This is a genomic window from Pseudomonas huaxiensis (genome assembly GCF_003231275.1).
Taxonomy (GTDB): Bacteria; Pseudomonadota; Gammaproteobacteria; order Pseudomonadales; family Pseudomonadaceae; genus Aquipseudomonas; species Aquipseudomonas huaxiensis.
In genome coordinates, this window is sequence record NZ_QKVL01000004.1 from 163232 (window position 1) to 182136 (window position 18905).

The following is an 18905-nucleotide window of genomic DNA, read 5'->3' on the forward strand; positions in this document are numbered from 1 at the left end:
GGCGCTTCGTTCAGCCATCAAGACTCTCTTGACTCATTGCTTCACCCTATGGCGAAGCATTGGCTTAGGCCGGCTCGTTGTCAAATCTGAGGCATTTAAAGTGCTAACTCTTGCTCTTGATGTGCTCAGGTGTTGCATGGTGCTGGAAGCGTTAGGCATGAGTAGCTTTAAGCTCTTGAGCGGCGTACTAGGGGGGAGCACCTTGTGGTACATTCTCTCAATTCCGTGATTATGTGTTCTGAGTGAAGGCATTTTGATGGCGTATGTCGCTATGTCGAACTGAGCTGAGCAGGCACTTAGTCCTTCTGAGTCGTTGACACAATGGATTCTTGATGGTGCAGGGAGTGGGTCTTCAGGCGGACCTGATTTAAGGAGAATAGGTTGAGTTTAGTCAAGTGGGTAGATTTTCAAAGCCTCGGTGATGAGCGGGGTAGCTTGGTTGCATTGGAAATCGGCATGGAAAAGGCGGTTCCTTTTGATATCAAGCGGGTCTATTACATCTACCACACTGGTGAAAATGTCAGTCGTGGATACCACGCCCATCGCGATCTGAGCCAGGTCGCTATATGTGTGATGGGTAAGTGCAAGATGGTGCTTGATGATGGTGCGCGTCGAGAGGAGGTTTGGCTTGATAGCCCCACACGAGGTCTGGTGATCGAAAGCCTCGTATGGCGTGAAATGCATGATTTCAGCCCGGACTGTATCCTTCTGGTGCTAGCTAGCGAGCACTATGACGAAACCGACTATATTCGTAATTATTCTGATTTCATTATGGAAGTTGGAAATGCCAAAATTTCATGAGTTGGCAGATGTCAAAAGCTCTTCGATTGGCGATGATACCCGCGTTTGGCAGTACAGTGTTATTTTGTCAGGGGCAGTAATCGGCAGTAATTGTAATATCTGTGCTCACACTTTGGTTGAAGGCGATGTTGTGATTGGTGACAATGTCACTGTCAAGTCCGGAGTTTTTCTCTGGGACGGTACGCGTATCGCTGATGATGTATTTATCGGACCAAATGCAACTTTTACGAATGATCCGATGCCTCGATCCAAGGTGTATCCCGAGTCGTTCACTGGGATAACAGTAAAACAGGGCGCTAGCATCGGTGCCAATGCAACGATCTTGCCAGGGGTTACCATCGGGGTTCGCGCGATGGTTGGGGCGGGGGCGGTTGTGACAAAGGATGTTCCCGATTTCGCAATCGTTGTAGGAAACCCTGCAAAAGTTATTAGGTATGTAGAGCAATGATCAACTTTCTGGATTTGAAGAAAATCAACTCGCAGTATCGTGATGCACTGGTCGAAGCTTGCGCTAAAGTTATCGATTCCGGCTGGTATATTCAGGGCTCCGAGGTCAAGGCTTTCGAGCAAGAATTTGCGCAATGGTGCGGTGTGGAGCATTGCATTGGCGTGGCCAATGGACTGGATGCGTTGATTCTCACGCTGCGTGCCTGGAAGCAATTGGGCAAGCTGAGTGATGGCGACGAAGTCATTGTCCCTGCCAATACCTATATTGCCAGCGTGCTTGCTATTACTGAGAACAACCTTGTTCCTGTACTGGTCGAGCCGGATGAACGGACATTTAATCTTTGTCCGAAGAACGCCAAGGCGGCGATTACTCCCCGTACCAAGGCAATCCTGGCGGTACACCTGTATGGTCAATTGGCCGATATGCCAGCCATCATGGAATTGGCTGGCCAGTATGATCTTCTTGTCTTGGAGGATGCTGCTCAAGCACATGGGGCTCATATCGATGGCAAAAAGGCCGGAACCTGGGGGCACGCTTCCGGATTCAGCTTCTACCCCGGAAAGAACCTCGGTGCGTTGGGGGATGCGGGGGCTGTAACGACCAATGATGCTGAACTTGCCTCAATCATTCGTGCACTTGGCAACTATGGCAGTGAGAGGAAGTACGAAAACCTTTATCAAGGTGTGAACAGTCGGCTGGACGAGATGCAAGCTGCGATGCTTCGAGTAAAGCTCAGGTATCTTGATCAGGAAATCCAGCGGCGCAAGGAAATTGCTCTTGCCTATGCTCAGCATATTGAAAACCCTGCCATCGTTCAGCCTATCGCCAGATCTGCCAGCATAGCCGAGCTTGATAATCACGTGTTTCATCTGTACGTGGTTAAGGCTGAGCGAAGAGAAGCAGTACAGGCTGCGTTGAGTGCAGCAGGTGTTGCCACGCTGATTCATTACCCTATTCCTCCACATAAGCAGAAAGCTTATTCGGATATGGTAAATCTTGAGCTCCCGTTGACGGAAAAAATGCATGATCAGGTTCTCAGCCTGCCCATCAGCCCGGTCATGAGCGAAAAGGATGTGAGCACCGTGATCTCAGCAGTCAATGCGGTAAGGTAGGTCAATGATCAAGTTAGTCAGGGAACTCATTGCGCTGATGTCGCCGGAGCAGCGAAAGACTTTTCTTTTTCTGCAGTTTTTCGTGGTGCTGATGGCGATAGCAGAGGTGGTGGGTATTGCCTCGATCGGTCCATTCATGGCCTTGGTTGGCAATATCGATCTTGTCCAAACCAACGCGGTTGTGAATAAGGTTTATGTGCAATCCGGAGCGAGCAGCCCGATCGAGTTTCTGTTTTTCATCGGGGTTCTGGTGCTGGTGTTTCTGGCTATCTCGGCCCTGCTGTCGGTCATTACAGTGTGGAAGCTTTCATATTTTGCAGCGAGAACCGGTGCGGAAATAGGTGATGCGCTTTATGGGTATTACCTGCGCCGTGACTTTCTGTTTCACTCGACCACTACCAGTGCTCAGTTGACCAAGCAGATCGCTACGGAGGCGACCCGCATTACTGACCATATTCTGCAACCCCTCGTGCAGATCAACGCACGCATCATTGCGGCTTTGTTCGTGTCCGTCGCGATCTTTTTTTACAGCCCGGTTATCTCGCTGGTTGGCTTGCTTGTTTTTCTGGTTACCTATTGCTCGCTGTTCTTCGCGGTCCGGGGTCGACTGGCGCGAAATGGCAAGCTGATTTCAAAGGTCTCCAAGGAGCGCTTCACGCTGATGAATGAAGGCTTCGGAGCGATAAAGGATGTTCAACTGCTTGGCCGGGAGGACAGCTTCATCCACAAGTTTCGGGAAAGCGGCAAGATCTTTGCCGGGGCCTACGGCTCAAGCAATGGCCTGTACAATATGCCGCGTTACCTGATGGAGTTTGTTATCTACAGCGGCATGGTTGGTCTTATTCTGATACTGCTCAAACTCTACGAGGGAGAACTGTCAGCAATTCTTCCGGTATTGGCAGTGTTCGGGCTCGCGGCCTTCAAGTTGTTGCCGTCATTCCAGCAGATCTACAGTGGCGTTGCCCAGGTCAAGAGCAACGTGTCTGCCTTCGACTCGGTAAAAAAAGATCTTGCGCGAGCGCGCGCTGCCGCTGCTGCCGCGAGTGCTGGGCGGGCAGACGATCTTTTGTTGACGGGTCATGTTGAGCTGAGATCAGTTGGTTTTCAGTATCCCAATAAACCCACTGCGGCTTTGAATGATATAAGTCTCGCTTTTCCATTGAAGAGTGTGATTGGCATTGTTGGTCCATCCGGTTCGGGGAAGTCGACGCTTGTCGACGTTCTGTTGGGTTTGATCTCACCCGACAAGGGCGAGCTTCGAGTGGGCGGTAAGCTTGTCAATAGTGAAAATATTCGCAGTTGGCAAGATCAGCTGGGCTACGTTCCGCAATCGATATTTTTGACCGAAGGAAGCATTGTCGAGAATGTCGCGTTTGGGATTGCTGCCGATGTCGTTGATATGGCCAAGGTGGAAAATGCCATACGGTTGGCTCATCTTGATGAGTGGGTGAAAGGCTTGCCTGAAGGTTTCGCCACGAAGATTGGTGAGCGCGGTGTGCAAATATCCGGCGGCCAGCGCCAGCGTCTTGGAATAGCCCGTGCTCTTTACAATGACGCGGAATTCCTGTTTTTTGACGAAGCGACCAGTGCCCTTGATGGTGTCACGGAAAAGATGATCATGGAGGCGATCGAGGATTTTGGCAGGAAGAAAACGATCGTCATGATTGCCCATCGACTCAATACCGTTAAAAACTGCGACATGATTTTCATGATTGAGCAGGGGCGGGTAGTCGATCAGGGTACCTATGACCACTTGTTCGAACACAATGCATACTTCAATAAAATGGCAAGCGGCGTATGAATAGCGATGTGAAACCAAACTCATTGTTGGATGCAAGCAAGGTCACCGTTGTCGTCAATACGTGCGATGCCTATCGTGATGTGTGGCCTCTATTTTTCAGTGCACTGGAAGAATATTGGCCGGATCGAAGTGTTGATATTGTGCTCAATACCGAGACGCAGTCTGTTGGTTTTGAAGTTTCTCGCTTGAGCGTTCACAATTTTCAAGACAAGAGTGGGCAGGACAAATGGGGCAAACGTCTTCTTGAAACCTTGAACAGTATCAAGACGGAGTACGTCGTCGCACTTTATGATGACTTTATTCTCGAGGCATCGCTGGATAGTGGTCGTTTGATGTCTCTTGTCAGCATGATGGATGCTGATCGAGACATCGCTGTTTGCTACCTGACCAACATGAAGCTCACTACCCTCCCTGGTGCCGACGTGTGCGGTCAGTCCCGTATCGAGCCGACAATTCCGTACCGTCTGAACTCCGCCCCGGCGCTTTGGCGGCGGAAGGATCTGATTCGATACACCGGCGCTATCGACACGCCTTGGGCCTGGGAGGTCTATGGTAGCTATCGTACCTACGGCGACGGAAAGCATTTTTACTGTCCTACCACTGTGCAGGATGACGTATTCCATTACAATCACGCCAAAGGTGGGGCAATCTATCGCGGGAAATGGGTTGCCGAGGTCGTTGAGCCAAAAAATCTGAAATATAAACTAGGTATGGATTTGAGTATTCGTGGCATGTCTGTCGAAGGCGCTTTCGAGCAGCGAACGCTAGCGTGGAAGCTCAAATTCCTCTGGCTGGGCTATCGAATGGTAGGGTTCAAGTCCTTGGATTTTTTCATCTCATCTCTGAGTAGAAAATTCAAATGACCGTATCCGTGCGTAGTTTTGCATTCTGCGTGCTTGCTTATAATCATCAGGATTACATAGTCGAGCACCTGGAGAGCATCAAATATTTGATCGATACTTATGGTCAGGGCATAGATATACAGCTGATTTTCAATGACGATTGCTCCAAAGACCGAACAGTCGCGCTCGCCGAAGCTTGGCTCGCTGATAATGCAGGTTTGTTTTGTAGTGTCACCAGGTTGTATAACGAATCGAATTTGGGGACCTGTCGGAGCTTTTGCAATATCGTCAATGCACTGACCTCTCAGTATTGTAAAATTACTGCTGGGGATGACGTCTATTCGTATGAAAATCTCTTTGAAGGTGCGCCGCAGCTTGCGCGCGCTGATATTGTTTCAGGTATCCCGCTGGATCTAACTGACGGTGTAATCTCGAAGCGAAACTCTGATGTCTTTCATATGGTCGCTAGCAGTTTGGTTTATGAAGGCGATACCCTGCTGAATCGCTTCAAAGGTATTTCGGTAAATAATGCACCCAACATTTTCTATGGTGCCCAGCACTTGAAGAGTGTCGCGGTACAGCAGTTTGTGGGAGGTTTTGATGTGGTAGAGGATTGGCCTTTGCAGATAGCGATCGCTGAATCCAGTGAGCATGCCAGGTTCGAATTGTTGAACAAGGTGTTCGTCTACTACCGCAGGACTCCGGGCTCGACGTACATCGTGGCGTCCAGCCGTTTTTGCAAGGATCACCAGAAGGTCTATGACTATCTGATAGGGAAAGAGACGTCAATTTTCTCCAGACTGGTGCTTAAGAATCGCTTGTTGTGTTTCAAGTCGAACTCTAAGCTTATAAAGCGCCTTTGTAATCTCGCCGTTTTGAGTTACGGACTGAAGTGCATTTTAAAAATGCCGATGATCCGCCGTCGGGTAGCAGAATTCACACCTGATGTAGCAAGACATGCACGGCACTATAGCGCGATGACGAGTGCTGCCCAACGGTTCCAGATGGCGGTTAGCGTAGCTGAGCAACTGCCACAGTTACGTAACTTAGAAAAACATTGAAAGCTACCTTGTTGGCAGGTGTGCCTGTGGACCGGCTGATGGAGAGGGGCGGGTTGTGAAATATTATTTGCCGATATTGGCGGTCGAATTCTACCTGTGCACAACCTTGCTTATTTTCGAGTTTGGCCCGGTCAGCTATCGTCTCGATAGCCCACTGCTATTCTGGGGCTTTATCTTCTCTTACCATATCAGCATGGTGTTGGGGTATGTTGTAGCTTGCGAAACCCGTAGGCGTCGGATACAGCAAGAACCTCATAATGAGCGGTATTCCGGGGCGCTCGTGTGGCTGCTGATCTTTGCTTCGATCATGGCCAGTCTGATCGGCCACCGGAATATTACGGGTTCGGAAGAGCTTATCCCCTACGGGTTGCTGGATGATGTGATCAACGGCATAACCAATCCAGAAGAGCAGTATATCAAGAAGATGGAGATCGTCTTGAACGCTGGATATACCGGGGACAAGCTGATGAACATGCTTTACTTCTTCATCGCCCCGGCCAAGATCCTGATTATTCCTGTTCTTGTTTTCTACTGGGGGAATATGGGCCCCCTCGCGCGCCTGTTCGCTCTGTTTGCAAGTGTCCTCCCCGTTTTGTCCGGTCTGGCAACGGGTACCAATAAGCCTGCCTTCGACTTTGCCATTTTCTATGGGTCGTCGTTGTTGGTATATTTTTTGTTGAATTATTTCAATCACGGCCGGTTCGGCTTTTTTCAGCGAAAGTTTTTCGTCATCGTGGCTTTGGTGGCTTTGCTGGGCGCGGTGGTTTTCTTCGGGAACTCGATGCTCAATCGTGGCGGTGATGTTTCTTATATTGAATCCATTTCCCCTCTGGGCGATATCAAGGTCACCAGCGAAATCGATGTGAGTGATGGTCTTGGCGGTTTCCTGATGTATACCTTCGTCTGGCTTTCAAGCTACGTCGTTCAGGGCTATTACGGATTTTCCCTGGCCTTGACTCAGGATTTCACCAGTACCCTCGGGGTGGGCAATTCGCAGTTTCTCATGCGGCAGTTCGAGTGGGTGACCGGAATCGATGTCTCCGAGTTGACCTATCAGCACAAGGTCGATGCGTGGTGGGGAGAAACCGCCCAGTGGCATTCATTCTATAGCCATATCGCCAATGACTATCACTTTGTCGGGGTTGCGTTCTGGTGCCTGGTACTGGGCTTCTACCTGGCAAAGTTGTGGGTCAGTATCATTGATGACAACAACCTGTACGCCAAGCTGATGATTCCTTTATTTGCCGTTATGGTCGTATTCATGCCTGCAAATAATCAGGTCTTCGGGTTCTTGGAAACGTTCTCCGCTTTCTTTGTGCTGACGGCATTGTGGTTGCATAGTGTTTTGAAAACCCGGCGACAGGTTCGAAGCGTCACGGAACCGGCGCATCAGGGGTTTAATATTTGAGAGGGTATTATGTTTGACAAGAAAGTCTTGCTGATCACTGGCGGTACCGGGTCGTTCGGCAACGCCGTGCTCAAGCGGTTTATCGATACTGATATTGCTGAAATTCGCATTTTCAGCCGAGACGAGAAAAAGCAGGACGACATGCGCAAGCGCTATGCCAGTTCCAAGCTGAAGTTCTATATCGGTGATGTTCGCGATTATCAAAGCGTTCTAAATGCCACTCGTGGTGTCGACTACATTTTCCACGCCGCAGCGTTGAAGCAGGTTCCCTCCTGTGAGTTTCACCCATTGGAGGCTGTCAAGACCAATGTCCTTGGCACCGAGAACCTGCTCGAGGCGGCCATCCAGAATGGTGTGCGTCGTGTAGTCTGCCTGAGCACCGACAAGGCGGTTTACCCCATCAATGCGATGGGTATTTCCAAGGCCATGATGGAGAAAATCATGGTTGCCAAGTCGCGTGTCGTAGACGACACCAAGACCATCATCTGCGGCACGCGCTACGGCAACGTAATGGCGTCCCGCGGATCGGTCATTCCGTTGTTCATCGATCAGATTCGTGCCGGCAAGGCGCTAACGCTCACCGATCCGAACATGACTCGCTTCATGATGACGCTGGCCGATGCCGTGGACTTGGTGCTCTACGCGTTTGAACATGGCAACAACGGCGACCTGTTCGTGCAGAAGGCGCCGGCTGCTACCGTCGAAACGCTGGCCCAGGCGCTGACTTCGCTGGTTGGCAAGCCCGAGCATCCGATTCAGGTTATCGGTACCCGCCACGGTGAGAAGCTTTACGAAGCCTTGCTCAGCCGCGAGGAAATGGCTTGCGCCGAGGACATGGGGGATTATTTCCGCGTTCCGCCTGACCTGCGTGACCTCAACTACGCGAAGTTTGTGGAGCAGGGCGAAACCAAGATTTCCCGTACCGAAGACTACAACTCTCATAATACTGAGCGTCTGGATGTCGACGGGATGCAGAAGTTGCTGCTCAAACTTGATTTCATGCGAGCCATCCAGCGTGGTGAGAACGCTACGCCAGAGGAGTGATTGATGAAAGTTCTGATTACTGGTGCCAACGGCTTCGTCGGGCAGAATCTGATCGCCCATCTGAGCGAGCGCAGCGATGTCGAGGTCGTACGATTCACCCGTGACGATTCGCTTTCGGATCTTCCGGATCGGGTAGCCGGAGTCGATTTCGTTTTTCACCTGGCGGGTGTCAATCGACCTCAGGATCCTTCGGAGCTCCAGGTGGGGAACACCGACCTGACCCAAGCCCTGTGCAACGCCGTGCTTGCCAGTGGGCGCAAAGTGCCTGTGCTGTATACCTCGTCCAGCCAGGCGGAGCTCGAAAATCCATACGGGAGCAGCAAGCGGGGCGCTGAAGATGCCCTGCTGGCACTGCAGGCCGAGCATGCGGTACCAGTACATCTGTTCCGGCTGCCCAATGTGTTTGGTAAATGGGCCAGGCCGAACTACAACTCGGCAGTGGCTACGTTCTGCCACAACATTGCTCGCGACCTGCCGATTACGATCAATGATCCGAAGGCGCCGGTTACCCTGGTGTACATCGATGATGTGGTCAGCCACTTTGTAGCCGTCATGGAGGGTAAGCTGGCCGGTGATCCATTCGTCAAGGTCAACCCGCAGTATGCAACCACGGTTGGTGAACTGGCTGAACAGCTCCATGCATTTCGAGACAGTCGCAAATCCATCATTACCGAAGCGGTAGGAACAGGCCTGACGCGCGCGCTTTATTCGACTTACCTGAGCTATCTGCCTTGCGAGCGCTTCACTTACGAAGTTCCCAAATATGGCGATCCTCGGGGCGTTTTTGTCGAAATGCTCAAAACCAAGGATGCCGGACAGTTTTCGTATTTCACGGCCTTTCCCGGTATCACCCGGGGTGGCCACTACCACCATTCGAAGACCGAGAAGTTTCTCGTCATCAAGGGGCACGCGTGCTTCCGTTTCCGCCATATCGTGTCCGGCGAGTTTTACGAATTGCACACGACGGGTGAAAAACCGGAAATTGTCGAAACCGTTCCCGGCTGGACCCACGACGTTACCAATGTCGGCGACGATGAAATGATCGTCATGCTCTGGGCCAATGAAATTTTTGATCGTGAGCACCCGGATACCTACGCACGCCCAGTGGGAACCGAGGCCTAAGCGCTAGTCACAGGATATCGCAATGAAGAAACTCAAGATTGTCACCGTTGTAGGCACCCGCCCGGAAATCATTCGCCTTTCGCGCGTAATGGCGGCTCTCGACTCGCACTGCGAGCATGTGCTTGTTCATACTGGGCAGAACTATGATTACGAATTGAACGAGATTTTTTTCCAGGACCTGGGGATTCGTAAGCCTGACCACTTCTTGAATGCTGCCGGGGCTACGGGCGCAGAGACTATTGGCAATGTAATCATCAGCGTTGATCGGGTGCTGGCTGAAATACAACCCGAGGCGCTCCTTGTCCTAGGCGACACCAATAGCTGTATGGCGGTATTACCGGCTAAACGCCGCAAGATTCCGACCTTCCACATGGAGGCCGGCAACCGTTGCTTTGATATGCGCGTGCCGGAGGAAATCAATCGCCGGATTGTCGATCACACCGCGGATATCAACCTGACTTACAGCACTATCGCCCGCGATTACCTGCTACGCGAAGGTCTGCCGCCTGATCGCGTGATCAAGACGGGCAGCCCGATGTTCGAGGTGCTGAATCACTATCGTGACGGTATCGATGCCTCGGACGTACTGTCCCGTCTAGGCCTGGAAAAGGGGCGCTTCTTCGTCGTCAGCGCGCACCGTGAAGAGAATATCGATTCGGACACGAACTTCCTCAAACTTGTGGACGTGCTCAACACCGTCGCCGGGGAGTTCGACCTGCCGGTGATCGTGTCGACTCACCCGCGTACCCAGAAGCGGATCGACGCCATGGGCGTCAGTTTCCACGCGAATGTACGTCTTCTGAAGCCGTTGGGCTTCAAGGATTACAACAAGCTGCAGGTAGAAGCTAAGGCCGTTCTTTCGGACAGTGGCACGATCAATGAAGAAGCTTCGATTCTTAATTTTCCTGCGCTGAATATCCGGGAAGCCCATGAGCGTCCTGAGGGCATGGAGGAGGCTGCTGCGATGATGGTGGGACTGGAAGTCGAGCGCGTTCTCCAGGGCCTTGCCATTCTTGAGACCCAGGCTCGTGGCGATCAGCGTACTCTTCGGCTGGTGGGTGACTACAGCATGCCGAACGTCTCGGATAAAGTTGTCCGTATTCTTCATAGTTATACCGACTATGTGAATCGGACCGTATGGAAGCGTTAATGAACCGAGTTGGATGCATGTCTGATAAGAAGCTGAGAGTGCTTGTCGTCACGCAGTATTTTTGGCCGGAAAATATGCGGATCAATGATTTGGTCCGCGACCTGAAGGAAAAGGGCCACGAGGTGACGGTTCTCACCGGGCTGCCCAATTATCCCGAGGGTGAAGTGTTTGAAAGTTATCGTGCTGCCCCGGGGGATTTTGCGGTCTATCACGGCGCCGATGTGGTCAGGGTGCCGCTGCTGCCGCGGGGCAAGCGCAGCATCCAGTTGATACTCAACTACGCATCCTTCATCCTAAGTGCGTCGACGTTGGGTGTCTTCAAGTTACGTCGCCGCCAGTACGACGTACTGTTCGTCTACGGGGCTTCTCCGATCATGGCGGCGATACCGGCGCTGGTCATCGGGCGCTTGAAAAAGGCGCCGGTTTTCGTCTGGGTGCTGGATCTCTGGCCGGAGTCGCTGCGCGCTGTGGGTGTGGTACGCAACCCGCGGTTGCTGGCACTGGTAGGCAAGATGGTGTCGTGGATCTACAACCGCACCGACTATTTGCTGCTGCAGTCTCACGGTTTCCTGGAGAACGTGAAGCAATACTGCACACGCCGGATCGCCGATGAGCGATTGGTTTATTTCCCCAGTTGGGCGGAAGATGACTTTTCCTCCTCCGGTTCGAACACAAGCCCTTTGATAGCAACGGATCCATCCGTGTTCACTGTGGTCTTCGCCGGTAACCTGGGCGAGGCTCAGGATTTTCCGGCGATTCTCGACGCGGCTGAGGCGCTGCGTGATACCGCGGCGATTCGTTGGGTCATCGTTGGCGCTGGCCGCATGAGCGCTTGGCTGACGGAGCAGGTTCGGGAGCGCCAGTTGCATAACGTGCATTTGCTCGGTCGTCACCCGTTAGAGGCTATGCCAGGCCTGTTCGCCCAAGCAGATGCTTTGCTGGTGAGCCTGAAAACCAACGATGTCTTCCAGAGGACCATTCCCGGCAAGGTGCAGGCTTATCTGGCATCTGGGCGGCCGTTGCTGGGCATGATCAACGGCGAGGCGGCCCGGGTGATTCGCGAGTCTGGCGCCGGGTTCGCTTGTGACTCCAGCGACGCCCAAGGCCTTGCGGCGATCACCAGCACCCTGGCAGGTACCGCCTTGGCGCAACGTGACGCCATGGGCGAAGCCGGGCGTCAGTACTACCTCGAGCATTATTCCAAGCCCAAGCTCATGGCACGCCTGGAATCGCTATTTCGTGAGGCTACCCTACGCAAGGCAGATAAGTGATGTCGCATACCGTGTTGTTGACCGGTGCTTCCGGTTTTGTGGGCAAGGCGGTCCTTGAAGAACTCCTGACGCGGGACTATTCGGTAGTTGCTGCACTGCGTAATACGTCTGCCGAGCTGGATCCTCGCGTCATCGTCAGCCGTTTCGAGGCGCTGGATGGTTCGACGAACTGGTCAACTGCGCTTGCCGGGGTGCGTACAGTCATTCATTCCGCTGCACGGGTGCATGACATGAATGACACCGAAACAGATCCGCTGGCAGCGTTCCGCAAGGTCAACGTAGAGGGCACCCTGAACCTCGCGCGCCAGGCTGCGCAGGCTGGTGCCCGTCGTTTCGTGTTCATCAGCTCGATCAAGGTCAACGGCGAGGGCACCACCAAGGGTCGCCCCTATAATGCCGACGATGCGCCAGCCCCGGCCGATCCTTATGGCGTGTCGAAGATGGAGGCGGAACAGGCGCTGCGCTTGCTTGCCAGTGAGACCGGGCTTGAGGTGGTGATCGTGCGCCCTGTATTGGTCTACGGTCCCGGGGTGAAAGCCAACTTCCTGGCAATGATGCGCTGGCTGGACAAGGGCGTGCCGTTGCCTTTTGGTGCTATCGATAACCGTCGCAGCCTTTTAGCCCTGGGCAACCTGGCGGATCTCGTGGTCACTTGCGTCGCCCACCCGGCGGCAGCCAACCAGACCTTTCTTGTCAGCGACGGTGAAGATCTGTCCACTAGCGACTTGCTGCGCCGCATGGCCAAGGCACTGGGCAAGCCCGCGAGGCTGTTGCCGGTTCCAAGTAGCCTGCTAGAGCTTGGCGCAGGCCTGCTGGGCAAGCGCTCCTTGTCGCAGCGGTTGTGTGGCTCCTTGCAAGTCGATATTGAAAAAACGCGTTCTTTGCTGGGCTGGAAACCACCGATCAGCGTTGACGACGCGCTTCGGCTGACGGCCCAGGACTATCAGGAAAAAACAAGAAAATGACTCAAACCTGGCTGATTCCATTGGTAGGGGGGCTGTCCCTGGTGTTGACCGCCGTGTTGCGGCGCTATGCGCTGGCCAGGAGCATCATGGATATCCCCAATGCGCGCAGCTCCCATGCGGTGCCGACACCGCGTGGTGGTGGCGTGGCAATCGTGCTCGCCTTTCTCCTCGCTCTGACACTATTGATTGCGGACAGCGGTACCGAGCTGAATGGAATCATTGCGTTGGGTGGCGCGGGAGCCTTGATCGCGATCATAGGCTTTATGGACGACCATGGACATATCGCCGCGCGCTGGCGCCTCCTGGGGCATTTTGTCGCTGCCGCATGGGCGTTGGCCTGGCTAGGTGGCTTGCCTGCGTTGGAGGTCTTTGGCGCGAGGCTGGATCTTGGCTGGTTCGGCGCGATCGTCGCAGCGCTCTATCTGGTCTGGCTGCTGAATCTCTACAACTTCATGGACGGGATCGATGGGATTGCCAGCGTTGAGGCAATCTGTGCCTGTCTGGGGGCGTGTCTCTTGTATTGGCTCGGCGGATTCGAGCAACTATTGATGATGCCCTTGTTGCTGGCGATGGCTGTCGCCGGTTTCCTTTACTGGAACTTCCCGCCGGCACGTATTTTCATGGGCGACGCTGGCAGCGGTTTTCTCGGTATCGCCTTGGGTGTGCTGTCATTACAGGCTGCCTGGGTATCCTCGCAATTGTTCTGGTGCTGGCTGATTCTGCTTGGGGTTTTCATAGTTGATGCCACTTATACCCTGATTCGCCGTCTATCCAGGGGGGATAAGGTCTATGAGGCTCATCGCAGCCATGCCTACCAGTTCGCTTCGCGCCTTTACGGCAAGCATTTGCCTGTGACCGTCGCGGTCGGCGCGCTCAATCTGTTCTGGTTGTTACCGGTTGCCTTGTGCGTCATGCTGCTGGGGCTGGACGGAGTGTTGGGCGTGATCATTGCTTATGTACCATTGGTCATCCTGGCCGTGCGTTACCGTGCTGGTGCGCTTGAATAGAGCTGATTGATCCTCTGGCAGGCATCAGCGGAGGCACGTGGTTTCAGGTACAGATTCACTATGGGAGCAGTAAAGGTGTTTGAAGGGGTTATGGAGAGATTGCGGGCGATGTTGCTTGGGCTGCCCCGCCGTCAGAAGCGCCTGTTGCAGGTATTGACCGATGTTGTATTGGTCTGGGGCGCGCTATGGCTGGCGTTCGTCGTGCGTCTGGGCATCGACGAGATGGCGAACCCCATCCGCGACCACCTCTGGCTGTTTATCAGCGCGCAGATAATCGCTATCCCCCTGTTCATCCGCTTCGGTATGTACCGGGCGGTAATGCGCTATTTCGGCAATGATGCGCTTATCGCGATCATCAAGGCGGTCAGTCTCTCGGCCCTGATCCTGGGTGTGGTGGTTTACTGGTACAGCAACCATCAGAATGTCGTGCCACGTTCGATCATCTTCAACTACTGGTGGTTGAGCCTTATTCTGGTGGGTGGCTTGCGTCTGGCCATGCGCCAGTATTTTCTCGGCGATTGGTTCACCGCTGCGCAACATGTGCCGTTCACCAATCGAGACGATGGATTACCCAAGGTTGCGATCTACGGTGCCGGTTCTGCCGGTAACCAGTTGGTCGCAGCTTTGCGTCTGGGCAAGATGATGCGCCCGGTCGCCTTCATCGACGATGACAACAGCATCGCCGATCGTGTCATTTCAGGTTTGCAGGTGTACAAGCCCCGTCATTTGCAAAAGATGATCGATCGCACAGGTGCGCAAGAGATCCTGCTGGCTATTCCTTCGGTGACCCGCGTGCGACGCCGCGAGATTCTCGGTTTCCTTGAAGAGTTCCCTTTGCACGTCCGAAGCGTTCCCGGCTTCATGGACCTTGCCAGTGGCCGGGTCAAGGTTGACGACATTCAGGAAGTGGACATCGCCGACTTGCTTGGACGCGATGCGGTTCCCGCACAGGAGGATCTTCTCGAACGTTGCATATCCGATCAGTCGGTTATGGTGACGGGGGCAGGTGGCTCGATCGGCTCTGAACTGTGTCGCCAGATTCTCGGCCTGCAGCCGCGGATACTGCTGTTGTTCGAACACAGTGAGTTCAATCTTTACAGCATTCTGTCCGAACTTGAGCAACGGGTCCGTCGCGAGTCGCTCCCGACCAAGATCCTGCCAATCCTTGGGTCCGTGCGCAATCAAGGACAGTTGCTCGACATTATGAAGACCTGGCGCGTCGATACCGTTTATCACGCGGCAGCCTACAAGCATGTGCCTATGGTCGAGCACAATATTGCCGAAGGTGTGTTGAACAACGTCATCGGCACCCTGAATACCGCCCAAGCCGCGTTGCAGGCCGGCATTGCCAACTTCGTCCTGATTTCCACTGACAAGGCGGTGCGCCCGACCAATGTCATGGGCAGCACCAAGCGTCTTGCGGAAATGACCCTGCAGGCACTTAGCCGCGAGCTGGCGCCGGTCCTGTTCGGTGACAAGGGCAATGTGTCCCAGGTGAACAAGACCCGGTTCACCATGGTCCGTTTCGGCAATGTACTTGGGTCGTCCGGTTCGGTAATTCCGCTATTCCACAAGCAGATCAAATCCGGTGGACCGCTCACCGTGACCCACCCGAACATCACCCGCTATTTCATGACCATCCCCGAAGCAGCCCAGTTGGTAATCCAGGCAGGCTCCATGGGGCAGGGCGGCGATGTCTTCGTCCTCGACATGGGCGAGCCGGTACGCATCATCGAGCTGGCGGAAAAGATGATTCACCTTTCCGGCCTGAGCGTGCGTTCGGACCGCAACCCGCATGGTGATATCGCTATCGAGTTCACTGGTTTGCGCCCTGGAGAAAAGCTCTACGAGGAGTTGCTGATCGGCGACAACGTTGCCGCAACGCGGCATCCCATGATCATGACTGCCAACGAGGACTATCTGTCCTGGGATGTTCTCAAGGAGCGCCTGAGCGAGCTGCTCAGGGCCATCGAAGCGGATGATTACAATCGAGTGAGGCAATTGCTGCGGGAAACCGTTAGCGGTTACGCGCCTGACGGAGAGATCGTCGACTGGATCTATCAACAGCGACGTCTGGATCCCTGAGCAGGTGGGCTCTGTAGATTGCTCTGGGAAAAAGCACTAAAAATTTGGTAATGAATGCTCGTTTGACGCTCTTCTGTGTTGGTCTAGGTTAGAGAGGCAGCCAAGGAAATGCTGCCTCTGTGATCTACAACTCAAGGAGTTATTCATGCGCCATGCTTACTTTGCTTCGCTTCTGTTGGCCCTACTCGGTATGTTCTCGCTCCCAGTGAGCGCTGTACCGGCTGTGGCGACTTCAGCAACCACGGTCATGGTAGAGCTGCCGCAACCGGTTCTTGACCTCAACAAAGCTGACGCCGCCACACTGCAAAGTGAGCTCAAGGGCATCGGCAAGACCAAGGCTGAAGCAATCGTGGCTTACCGTGAAGAGCACGGTGATTTCGCTTCGGTGGATGAACTGCTGGAAATCAAGGGTATTGGCAAGGCGTTGCTTGAACGCAATCGTGAGAAGCTCACCGTGAACTGACGCTACTGAAAGCAAAAGGCCGATCCTCAAGATCGGCCTTTTCGTTGTTCATCAGCGATCCTTCGCCTCCTTTGCATCCATTTCCGCATTCCTTTCATGAACCCGCTTGAGCTGCTCTTCCGTCAGGGGCAACTTTTTCGCGGTGTCCCGTAGCATCATGAGGCCGCCGACGATCGAGCCGATCGCTACCACCAGAATCAACCAGGCATACCAGGGCATGGCACTCTCCTTTGCACGGCGAATAGGGCCGTACCTGTAATTTCGAGTAAAACTTCTCTGTGTTGGTTCAATTATAGGGGGGAACGCCAGTAGGGAATTCGCGATGACTGACCCCCGTTGCGCCGCTGCATCGTTTACAATGCGCGCCGTTTTCGACTTGCCAAAGAGACCTTGCCCATGTCCGTCTGCCAGACGCCCCTGATTGTCGCCCTGGATTTCCCCACTCGTGAGGCCGCCCTGAAGCTGGCGGATCAGCTGGATCCTGCGCTGTGCCGGGTGAAGGTCGGCAAGGAGCTGTTCACCAGCAGCGCTTCCGGTATCGTCGAGACCTTGTGCAGCAAGGGCTTCGAAGTCTTCCTGGACCTGAAGTTCCACGATATCCCCAACACCACGGCAATGGCAGTCAAGGCTGCGGCGGAAATGGGTGTGTGGATGGTCAACGTGCATTGCTCCGGTGGCCTGCGCATGATGTCGGCCTGTCGTGACGAACTGGCCAAGCGCAGCGGCCCGCAGCCGTTGCTGATTGGCGTGACCGTGCTGACCAGCATGGAGCGCGAAGACCTGGCCGGTATCGGCCTGGATATCGAGCCTCAGGAGCAGGTGCTGCGTCTGGCGGCGCTGGCGGAGAAGGCGGGGATGGATGGTCTGGTCTGTTCGGCCCTGGAAGCGCCGGCGCTGAAGGCCGCGCACCCGTCGCTGCAACTGGTGACGCCGGGCATTCGTCCTGCAGGCAGCGCCCAGGATGATCAACGCCGCATCCTGACCCCGCGTCAGGCTCTGGATGCCGGGTCCGATTACCTGGTGATCGGTCGCCCGATCAGCCAGGCGGCTGATCCGGCCAAGGCGCTGGCGTCGGTGGTTGCGGAAATTCGCGGCTAAGGCCAGACCAGACCAGGCGGGGCTCCCAAGGGAGCCCCGTTTTCGTTTCAGACCTTCAGCACCAGCTTGCCGAAGTTCTCACCGCTGAACAGCTTCAACAGCGTCTCGGGGAAGGTTTCCAGCCCCTCCACAATGTCTTCCTTGCTCTTGAGCTTGCCGCTTGCCAGCCATCCGGCGATTTCCTGGCCGGCCGCGCCATACTGCGCAACATGGTCCATCACCACGAAGCCTTCCATGCGGGCGCGGTTGACCAGCAGCGACAGGTAGTTGGCCGGGCCTTTCACCGCCTGTTTGTTGTTGTACTGGCTGATGGCGCCACAGATCACTACCCGGGCCTTGAAGTTCAGGCGGCTGAGCACGGCGTCCAGGATGTCGCCGCCGACGTTGTCGAAATACACGTCCACCCCTTTCGGGCACTCGCGTTTCAGGCCTTCCAGTACGTCTTCGGCCTTGTAGTCGATCACCCCGTCAAAGCCCAGTTCTTCTTTCAAGTAAGCGCATTTCTGCGCACCACCGGCGATGCCCACTACGCGGCAGCCTTTGATCTTGGCGATTTGCCCAGCGATGCTGCCCACTGCGCCGGCGGCGCCGGAAATGACCACGGTCTCGCCTTCCTTGGGCGCGCCGACGTCGAGCAGGGCGAAGTACGCGGTCATGCCGGTCATGCCCAGCGCCGAGAGGTAGCGGGGTAACGGCACCAGTTTTGGATCAATCTTGTAGAAGCCCTGCGGCTCGCCGAGGAAGTAGTCCTGGACGCCCAGTGCACCGTTGACGTGATCGCCCACGGCGAATTTCGGGTTACGCGAGGCGATCACTTCACCGACCCCCAGTGCACGCATCACCTGGCCGAGGCCTACCGGTGGGATGTAGGACTTGCCTTCGTTCATCCAGCCCCGCATGGCCGGGTCGAGGGACAGGTAGAGGTTCTTCACCAGCACCTGGCCGTCGGCGGGTTCGCCTACCGGCACCTGCTCGTAGTTGAAGTCGTCGCGGGTCACAGCGCCTACCGGGCGTTTGGCGAGCAGGAAGCGGCGGTTGGTCTGGGCAGTCATGGAAGCCTCGCAAGGTTGGGCAAAAGCTTTGTGATAGACCTTCATGGCGCGCTCGGCAAGTTCTGCCTTTGCGGCGAATACCTGATTATCTAACAGGGTGATGAAACGGCACGTTGATAATCACCTGTTCTCATAGCGCATCAACCGGAACCCTGATGATGCTGCCCATCCGCTC

The 18905-nt window shown here is 54.5% G+C and carries 18 protein-coding genes; 16 read left to right on the forward strand and 2 right to left on the reverse strand.

Annotated features, from left to right (window positions below; translation table 11 throughout):
* Window positions 1–381: 381 nt before the first annotated feature.
* From DM374_RS07180 to DM374_RS07250, 15 genes are all read left to right on the forward strand, one after another.
* Window positions 382–801: a sugar 3,4-ketoisomerase gene (locus DM374_RS07180; protein ID WP_110969241.1), complete on the forward strand. Its 420-nt coding sequence runs from the start codon at window positions 382–384 to the stop codon at window positions 799–801.
* Window positions 785–1249: an acyltransferase gene (locus DM374_RS07185; protein ID WP_110969242.1), complete on the forward strand. Its 465-nt coding sequence runs from the start codon at window positions 785–787 to the stop codon at window positions 1247–1249. Before DM374_RS07180 ends, DM374_RS07185 begins: the two co-directional genes overlap by 17 nt.
* Window positions 1246–2361 (forward strand): DegT/DnrJ/EryC1/StrS family aminotransferase, encoded by a 1116-nt coding sequence (locus tag DM374_RS07190; protein ID WP_110969243.1) that lies wholly within the window; start codon window positions 1246–1248, stop codon window positions 2359–2361. Before DM374_RS07185 ends, DM374_RS07190 begins: the two co-directional genes overlap by 4 nt.
* A gap of 4 nt (window positions 2362–2365) precedes the next feature.
* Window positions 2366–4162: an ABC transporter ATP-binding protein gene (locus DM374_RS07195; RefSeq protein WP_110969244.1), complete on the forward strand. Its 1797-nt coding sequence runs from the start codon at window positions 2366–2368 to the stop codon at window positions 4160–4162.
* Entirely contained in the window at window positions 4159–5025 is an 867-nt protein-coding gene (locus DM374_RS07200) for a hypothetical protein (RefSeq protein WP_110969245.1), read from the forward strand. The genes DM374_RS07195 and DM374_RS07200 overlap by 4 nt, the downstream gene beginning before the upstream one ends.
* A complete protein-coding gene (locus DM374_RS07205; RefSeq protein WP_110969246.1) occupies window positions 5022–6065 on the forward strand; it encodes a glycosyltransferase family 2 protein in 1044 nt (347 codons plus the stop codon). Before DM374_RS07200 ends, DM374_RS07205 begins: the two co-directional genes overlap by 4 nt.
* A 55-nt stretch (window positions 6066–6120) precedes the next feature.
* Window positions 6121–7473: a hypothetical protein gene (locus tag DM374_RS07210; protein WP_110969247.1), complete on the forward strand. Its 1353-nt coding sequence runs from the start codon at window positions 6121–6123 to the stop codon at window positions 7471–7473.
* A gap of 9 nt (window positions 7474–7482) precedes the next feature.
* Window positions 7483–8517, forward strand: coding sequence for a polysaccharide biosynthesis protein (locus tag DM374_RS07215; RefSeq protein ID WP_110969248.1), 1035 nt, complete (start codon window positions 7483–7485; stop codon window positions 8515–8517).
* 3 nt (window positions 8518–8520) lie between these two features.
* Entirely contained in the window at window positions 8521–9639 is a 1119-nt protein-coding gene (wbjC, locus tag DM374_RS07220) for a UDP-2-acetamido-2,6-beta-L-arabino-hexul-4-ose reductase (RefSeq protein ID WP_110969249.1), read from the forward strand.
* 22 nt (window positions 9640–9661) lie between these two features.
* Entirely contained in the window at window positions 9662–10789 is a 1128-nt protein-coding gene (gene wecB / locus DM374_RS07225) for a non-hydrolyzing UDP-N-acetylglucosamine 2-epimerase (protein WP_110969250.1), read from the forward strand.
* A gap of 17 nt (window positions 10790–10806) precedes the next feature.
* Window positions 10807–12060: a glycosyltransferase family 4 protein gene (locus DM374_RS07230; RefSeq protein ID WP_110969368.1), complete on the forward strand. Its 1254-nt coding sequence runs from the start codon at window positions 10807–10809 to the stop codon at window positions 12058–12060.
* Window positions 12060–13025 (forward strand): NAD-dependent epimerase/dehydratase family protein, encoded by a 966-nt coding sequence (locus tag DM374_RS07235; protein ID WP_110969251.1) that lies wholly within the window; start codon window positions 12060–12062, stop codon window positions 13023–13025. Before DM374_RS07230 ends, DM374_RS07235 begins: the two co-directional genes overlap by 1 nt.
* A complete protein-coding gene (locus DM374_RS07240) occupies window positions 13022–14032 on the forward strand; it encodes an MraY family glycosyltransferase (RefSeq protein WP_110969252.1) in 1011 nt (336 codons plus the stop codon). Before DM374_RS07235 ends, DM374_RS07240 begins: the two co-directional genes overlap by 4 nt.
* A gap of 90 nt (window positions 14033–14122) precedes the next feature.
* The gene (locus tag DM374_RS07245; protein ID WP_110969253.1) at window positions 14123–16117 is read left to right on the forward strand and encodes a polysaccharide biosynthesis protein; all 1995 of its coding nucleotides are present in this window, start codon (window positions 14123–14125) and stop codon (window positions 16115–16117) included.
* A 145-nt stretch (window positions 16118–16262) separates the two neighbouring features.
* Window positions 16263–16580: a ComEA family DNA-binding protein gene (locus tag DM374_RS07250; RefSeq protein ID WP_110969254.1), complete on the forward strand. Its 318-nt coding sequence runs from the start codon at window positions 16263–16265 to the stop codon at window positions 16578–16580.
* A 51-nt stretch (window positions 16581–16631) separates the two neighbouring features.
* On the opposite strand, the gene DM374_RS07255 is transcribed toward DM374_RS07250, so the two are convergent.
* Complete coding sequence (locus DM374_RS07255) at window positions 16632–16799, reverse strand: DUF2897 family protein (RefSeq protein WP_110969255.1); 168 nt, start codon at window positions 16797–16799, stop codon at window positions 16632–16634.
* Window positions 16800–16976: 177 nt separating this feature from the next.
* Between DM374_RS07255 and pyrF the strand changes: the two genes are divergently transcribed.
* Window positions 16977–17678 (forward strand): orotidine-5'-phosphate decarboxylase, encoded by a 702-nt coding sequence (pyrF, locus tag DM374_RS07260; RefSeq protein ID WP_110969256.1) that lies wholly within the window; start codon window positions 16977–16979, stop codon window positions 17676–17678.
* A 47-nt stretch (window positions 17679–17725) separates the two neighbouring features.
* Here pyrF and DM374_RS07265 read toward each other — a convergent pair whose 3' ends face one another.
* Window positions 17726–18730: an NADP-dependent oxidoreductase gene (locus tag DM374_RS07265; RefSeq protein WP_110969369.1), complete on the reverse strand. Its 1005-nt coding sequence runs from the start codon at window positions 18728–18730 to the stop codon at window positions 17726–17728.
* Window positions 18731–18905: the final 175 nt, after the last annotated feature.

Coding starts and splice junctions, on each gene's coding strand:
- DM374_RS07200 (WP_110969245.1), top strand. CDS start 4,159: ATGAATAGCGATGTGAAACCAAACTCATTGTTGGATGCAAGCAAGGTC.
- DM374_RS07190 (WP_110969243.1), top strand. CDS start 1,246: ATGATCAACTTTCTGGATTTGAAGAAAATCAACTCGCAGTATCGTGAT.
- DM374_RS07215 (WP_110969248.1), top strand. CDS start 7,483: ATGTTTGACAAGAAAGTCTTGCTGATCACTGGCGGTACCGGGTCGTTC.
- DM374_RS07205 (WP_110969246.1), top strand. CDS start 5,022: ATGACCGTATCCGTGCGTAGTTTTGCATTCTGCGTGCTTGCTTATAAT.
- DM374_RS07245 (WP_110969253.1), top strand. CDS start 14,123: ATGGAGAGATTGCGGGCGATGTTGCTTGGGCTGCCCCGCCGTCAGAAG.
- DM374_RS07185 (WP_110969242.1), top strand. CDS start 785: ATGCCAAAATTTCATGAGTTGGCAGATGTCAAAAGCTCTTCGATTGGC.
- DM374_RS07230 (WP_110969368.1), top strand. CDS start 10,807: ATGTCTGATAAGAAGCTGAGAGTGCTTGTCGTCACGCAGTATTTTTGG.
- DM374_RS07255 (WP_110969255.1), bottom strand. CDS start 16,799: ATGCCCTGGTATGCCTGGTTGATTCTGGTGGTAGCGATCGGCTCGATC.
- wecB (WP_110969250.1), top strand. CDS start 9,662: ATGAAGAAACTCAAGATTGTCACCGTTGTAGGCACCCGCCCGGAAATC.
- DM374_RS07235 (WP_110969251.1), top strand. CDS start 12,060: ATGTCGCATACCGTGTTGTTGACCGGTGCTTCCGGTTTTGTGGGCAAG.
- DM374_RS07250 (WP_110969254.1), top strand. CDS start 16,263: ATGCGCCATGCTTACTTTGCTTCGCTTCTGTTGGCCCTACTCGGTATG.
- DM374_RS07195 (WP_110969244.1), top strand. CDS start 2,366: ATGATCAAGTTAGTCAGGGAACTCATTGCGCTGATGTCGCCGGAGCAG.
- DM374_RS07265 (WP_110969369.1), bottom strand. CDS start 18,730: ATGACTGCCCAGACCAACCGCCGCTTCCTGCTCGCCAAACGCCCGGTA.
- DM374_RS07240 (WP_110969252.1), top strand. CDS start 13,022: ATGACTCAAACCTGGCTGATTCCATTGGTAGGGGGGCTGTCCCTGGTG.
- wbjC (WP_110969249.1), top strand. CDS start 8,521: ATGAAAGTTCTGATTACTGGTGCCAACGGCTTCGTCGGGCAGAATCTG.
- pyrF (WP_110969256.1), top strand. CDS start 16,977: ATGTCCGTCTGCCAGACGCCCCTGATTGTCGCCCTGGATTTCCCCACT.